Below are 4,748 nucleotides of genomic sequence, written 5' to 3' on the forward strand. Positions count from 1 at the left end.
CGAGGCGCGCCGCGCTGCTCACCCAGCCCATGCCCGTCCCGCGCGCCGCCGTGGGGAAGAGCTCGGGCGAGAAGGCGTACAGCGCGCCCCACGCGCCGAGCAGCGCGAAGGACAGCAGCGAGCTCACGACGAGCGACGCGCCGCCGCTTCCCACCAGGGTGAACAGGAAGCTCGCGGCGGCCCCGAGCCCCAGGAAGAGCGCGAGGGTCGGGCGGCGTCCCACCCGGTCCACGAGGTACGCGGCGAGGACGTAGCCGGGGATCTGCGCGGCGGCCAGCACGAGCGTGTTGCGGTACACCAGCCCGAGGTCGAGACCCTGCGCGCGAAAGAACGTCGGCAGCCACGAGAACACCCCGTAGTACCCGAGGCTCAGGCTGAACCACGTGACGGTCAGCAGGACCGTGCGCCGCGCGAGTCCGCCCCGGAAGAGCGACGCGTAGGACGCGCCGCCCGCGGGGGGCGCGGGGGCCAGTTCCCCGACGCGCAGGTCCCCCCGCCCGTTGAGGCGCGCGACGGTCACCAGCACCTCCCGCGCCTCGCGCGCCCGGCCCCGTGCGAGCAGCGAGCGCGGCGACTCCGGCACGCCCCGGCGGATCCACAAGCTGATCAGGCCCGGCAGGGCCGCGAGGCCCAGCACCCAGCGCCACGCCTCGGTGGGCGGGAAGGTCGTGAAGGCCCACCACGCCAGGAGCGCCACCGCCAGCGTCCCCACCGCCCAGAAGCTCTCCAGGTACACCAGGAAGCGGCCGCGCACCCTCGTCGGGACGAACTCCGCGATGAGGGCGTAGTCCACCGGGAGCGTCCCGCCGATCGCGAAGCCCGTCAGGAAGCGCAGCGCGATCAGCCACCCGAACGACGGGGAGAACGCGGCGAGCAGTCCGAAGGCCGTGCCGAGCAGCACCGTCGTGAGCAGCACCGAGCGCCGCCCCACCCGGTCCGCGACGGGACCCCAGGTGAGCGCCCCGACGAACATGCCGACGAACGCGGCGGACAGGAAGAGCGTCGCCTCCGTGCCGGTGGGCCGCAGGCCGTACGTGGCGACGAGGCCGGGCAGCACGAACCCGGCGAGGAGGACCTCCATCGCGTCGGCGGCCCAGGTGAGCCCGCCGATCGCGAGGAGCCTCCACTGGAAGGGCCCCAGGCCGATGGCGTCGATGGCGTCGTCGACGCCGCGCGCCTCCATCGTCTGCGTGGTCGCGGTCATCCCGCAAGGCTAACCTCCGCGCCCGAGGCGCGGTGACGATTTCTTCGACCTGCCCTCAAGCCGACCTTGAGCCTTCGTGCAGCCAACACGTCACGCGCGCGTGCCACACTCGGGGGCATGAGCGTCACGGACACGACCACCCGCGCCCGCATCCTGGGGGAACTGCACGCCGCCCCGCACGTCGATCCCGCGGCGGAGGTGCGCCGCCGCGTGGACTTCCTCAAGGCGTACCTGCGCACGACGCCCGCGCGGGGCTTCGTGCTCGGCATCAGCGGCGGGCAGGACTCCAGCCTCACGGGCCGCCTGTGCCAGCTCGCGGTGGAGGAACTGAACGCCGAGGCGGGCGGCGCGGGCGACTTCACCTTCGTCGCGGTGCGCCTTCCCTACGGCGTGCAGGCCGACGAGGACGACGCGCGGCTCGCACTGGACTTCATCCGGCCGGCGAAGGTCGTGACGGTGAACGTCAGGCCCGCCGTGGACGCCGCCGTGGCGTCCGTGGAGGCCGCGGTGGGCGCGAGCCTCAGCGACTTCAACCGCGGCAACGTCAAGGCGCGCGAGCGCATGGTCGCGCAGTACGCCGTGGCGGCGCACGAGAACTGCCTCGTCGTCGGGACGGACCACGCGGCGGAGGCCGTGACGGGCTTCTTCACGAAGTACGGCGACGGCGCGACCGACCTCATGCCCATCACGGGCCTCAGCAAGCGGCAGGGGCGGGCGCTGCTGGAGTTCCTCGGGGCGCCCGCGCGCCTGTACGAGAAGACGCCCACCGCCGACCTGGAGGACCACCGCCCCGGCCTGCCCGACGAGGAGGCGCTCGGCCTGCGCTACCACGAGATCGACGATTACCTGGAGGGCCGCGAGGTCAGCGCGGACGTCGCGGAGAAGCTGGAGCGCATCCACCGCGTCACGCGGCACAAGCGGGCGCTGCCCGTCACGCCCTTCGACGACTGGTGGCGCGAGGAGCCGCGAGCCTGAAACGGGGCGAACGCCCCGGTGCGCGCGCGCCGCTCGTGATCTAGTGAGGCCGTGAGGGGACGATCCGATGACGCGCACCCGGGCCGCGCGCAGCTGCTGGCCCTGCTGGGGCTGATGTTCGTGCTGATCGCCGGGCCCGCCGTGGCGATGTGGGTGAGGGGAGACTTCAGCCGGTTCGCCGCGCAGCTTCCGAGCCTCGCGCTGACGTTCATGCTGTTCCGCGCGCTGCTCGGCGGGGCGTGGTGGGCGCGGCAGGTGACGGTGGCGCTCGCGTTCGTCGGCGGGATGATCGCGGCGGTGCTGGGCATGCTGGCGTCCGCCGCGACCCTGTGGGGCTACGCGGTGTTCGCGGTGGGGTTCGTGTTCATCCTGTGCGGCTTCGGCATCATCGGTCTGCCCGCCGTGGACGCGTACCTGGAGGGCCGCCGGGGGAGGCGCGCGTGACGGGCCGCCGCTTCACGGTGCGCGGCACGAACGAGCACTTCGCCTGCCGTCACTGCGGCGCCGACGTGGCTCCTCTTCGCAACGGCAGCGTCCGAAACCACTGCCCCGCGTGCCTGCACAGCCTGCACGTGGACGTCTTCCCGGGGGACCGCGCGAGCGACTGCGGCGGTGACATGGTGCCCGTCGGGGTGGAGCACAGCCCGAAGAAGGGCTGGGTGATCGTGCACCGCTGCGCGAGGTGCGGCTTCGAGGGCCGCAACAAGGCCGCCCTCGACGACCCGGACCAGCCCGACGACTACGACCTGATCGTGGAGCTCTCCGCGCGGCGCCGGGACGTCTAGGCGGTTCGGGTCGACCCGTCACGTCCGTGAAGTTCCGCACAGTCGGAGCGGGCGGTGTGGACTCTTTTTCCGCTGGGGCCACCATCCCGGACAGACGATGAGAGGTGATGCTCACCTCGATCCATTCCCAAGCCCGCGCCGTCTCCCGCCGGAGGTGGCGCGCATGACCGCCGACGCTCCCCTCGCCGCCTCCGCCGCCCGCGCCCGTGAGCGCGAGTACCTGCGCGTGACCTCCGTCGTCTCGCACCTCCTGCTGGACGTCGTGCTGTTCGTGCTGTTCGTGCCCGTCGGCCTCGCGGCGCAACTGCGTGACCTCACCGGGGGCGGCGACACCCTCGCTTCCCGCACGCTGTTCGTCGCCGCGCTCCTCCTGATCCACGAGCTCGCGTCCCTCCCGGTGACCGTGATGCTCTCGTACTTGCCCAACCGCGCCGACGGCCTCACGAAGCAGGCTCCGCTCGCGTGGCTGCTCGATCACGTCGTGGGTGCCGCCGTCGAACTCACGCTCTCCGCCGCGCTCTTCCTGGGGCTCTACGCGGTCTTCCGGGCCTTCCCGGAGACGTGGCTCCTGTGGAGTCTGCTGCCGGTCCTCGTGTTCGTCGCGGCGGCCTATCTGCTCGCGCCGCTCGTGGCCCGCCTGCGGTTCCGCACGGCGCCCCTGGACGACCCCGAGGTGGAGGCCGTCGTCCGCGACGTCTTCCGGCGGGCAGACGTGCCGCTGCTGCGGGTGAGCCTCTGGAAGCTCGCGTCGAAGACCCGGGGCGCGAACGCCGCGCTCGTCCCGCGCGGACGTGGATTCGAGGTGCTGGTGTCGGACACGATGATCTCCTCGGTGGGCGTGCGGGGCGTACGGATCGCGGTCGCGCACGAGCTCGGGCACCTCGTCCACCGGGACACGCGCCGCTCCGTGGTGAGGATCGTCGCGCAGTTCTCGGCGACGCTGCTGGCCGCGGCCGCCCTCTACCACCTGCTGGGCACGTCGTTCGGTCTGCGGGGCGTCACGGACATCGCCACGCTCCCGATCCTGCTGCTGGCCTTCACGCTCGTGGGCACCTTCGGCGGGCTCGTCACGAACGTCCAGAAACGCCGCGAGGAGTTCGCCGCCGACCGCTTCGCGCTGGACACCACCCGCGACCCCGAGGGCTTCGTGGAACTCATGACCACCCTCGCGAAGGGCAACCTCTCCGATCCGGACGTGCCCCGCTGGATCGAGGTGTGGCTGCACGACCATCCGTCGACGTCACGCCGGATCGAGGCGGCGCGCGCCTGGGCGGCCGCGCTGGGAGACGGCTGACCTCGCCGGGCCGCGTGCTCTAGACTTCCCGCATGTTGTGGGTTCTGGTGGTGTTGATCGTGCTGTCCGCGTCGGGGCTCCTGTACGCGGCGCGCGGGCCGATGAGGGGAACGCCGGGCGCGCTTCCCCTCACGGTCGTGTCCGTCGTGCAGTACCTCCTCGCGGCCGTGCTGGCGGGCGCGCGCCTCATGGGGGTCGCGTGACGCCCGCCGTGCGCGCGCTGGACCTGGCGTTCCAGGGCGTGCCGGGCGTCATCTCCAGCTTCGTCGTGGACACGCCCGAAGGGCCCGCCGTCGTGGACCCGGGGCCGGGCAGCACCCTGGGAGCGCTCGAACGGGGCCTCGCGGAGCTCGGCTACGCCCTGGAGGACGTGCGGCACGTGCTGCTGACGCACATCCACCTCGACCACGCGGGCGCGGCGGGGGAGATCGTGGCGCGCTCCGGCGGGCGGGTGTACGTGCACACGCGCGGCGCGGCGCACCTCGCGCGG

Annotated in this window: 7 protein-coding genes; 6 read left to right on the plus strand and 1 reads right to left on the minus strand. The window is 73.0% G+C overall.

Going from position 1 to position 4,748, the window contains the following annotated elements; genetic code table 11:
- Window positions 1-1,204 (minus strand): MFS transporter (locus DEIPI_RS29300; RefSeq protein WP_045233838.1); only part of this gene is annotated, 1,204 nt, incomplete at its 3' end.
- A gap of 117 nt (window positions 1,205-1,321) precedes the next feature.
- On the opposite strand from DEIPI_RS29300, the gene nadE reads away from it, so the two are divergent.
- The 6 genes from nadE to DEIPI_RS0107200 all read left to right on the plus strand — a co-directional run.
- Window positions 1,322-2,179 carry an ammonia-dependent NAD(+) synthetase gene (gene nadE / locus DEIPI_RS0107175; protein ID WP_027481326.1) on the plus strand — a complete coding sequence of 286 codons (858 nt, stop codon included), beginning with the start codon at window positions 1,322-1,324 and terminating at the stop codon, window positions 2,177-2,179.
- A 51-nt stretch (window positions 2,180-2,230) separates the two neighbouring features.
- Window positions 2,231-2,623, plus strand: a complete 393-nt coding sequence (locus DEIPI_RS0107180; RefSeq protein WP_027481327.1) for a hypothetical protein — start codon at window positions 2,231-2,233, stop codon at window positions 2,621-2,623.
- Complete coding sequence (locus tag DEIPI_RS0107185) at window positions 2,620-2,964, plus strand: RNHCP domain-containing protein (protein ID WP_027481328.1); 345 nt, start codon at window positions 2,620-2,622, stop codon at window positions 2,962-2,964. Before DEIPI_RS0107180 ends, DEIPI_RS0107185 begins: the two co-directional genes overlap by 4 nt.
- Window positions 2,965-3,061: 97 nt before the next feature.
- A complete protein-coding gene (locus DEIPI_RS0107190; RefSeq protein WP_084474058.1) occupies window positions 3,062-4,258 on the plus strand; it encodes a M48 family metalloprotease in 1,197 nt (398 codons plus the stop codon).
- A gap of 32 nt (window positions 4,259-4,290) precedes the next feature.
- Window positions 4,291-4,461, plus strand: a complete 171-nt coding sequence (locus tag DEIPI_RS39170; protein ID WP_169737046.1) for a hypothetical protein — start codon at window positions 4,291-4,293, stop codon at window positions 4,459-4,461.
- Window positions 4,458-4,748 (plus strand): MBL fold metallo-hydrolase (locus tag DEIPI_RS0107200; protein WP_027481330.1); only part of this gene is annotated, 291 nt, incomplete at its 3' end. The genes DEIPI_RS39170 and DEIPI_RS0107200, both read left to right, overlap by 4 nt.

Source organism: Deinococcus pimensis DSM 21231, assembly GCF_000519345.1.
GTDB classification, from domain to species: domain Bacteria; phylum Deinococcota; class Deinococci; order Deinococcales; family Deinococcaceae; genus Deinococcus_A; species Deinococcus_A pimensis.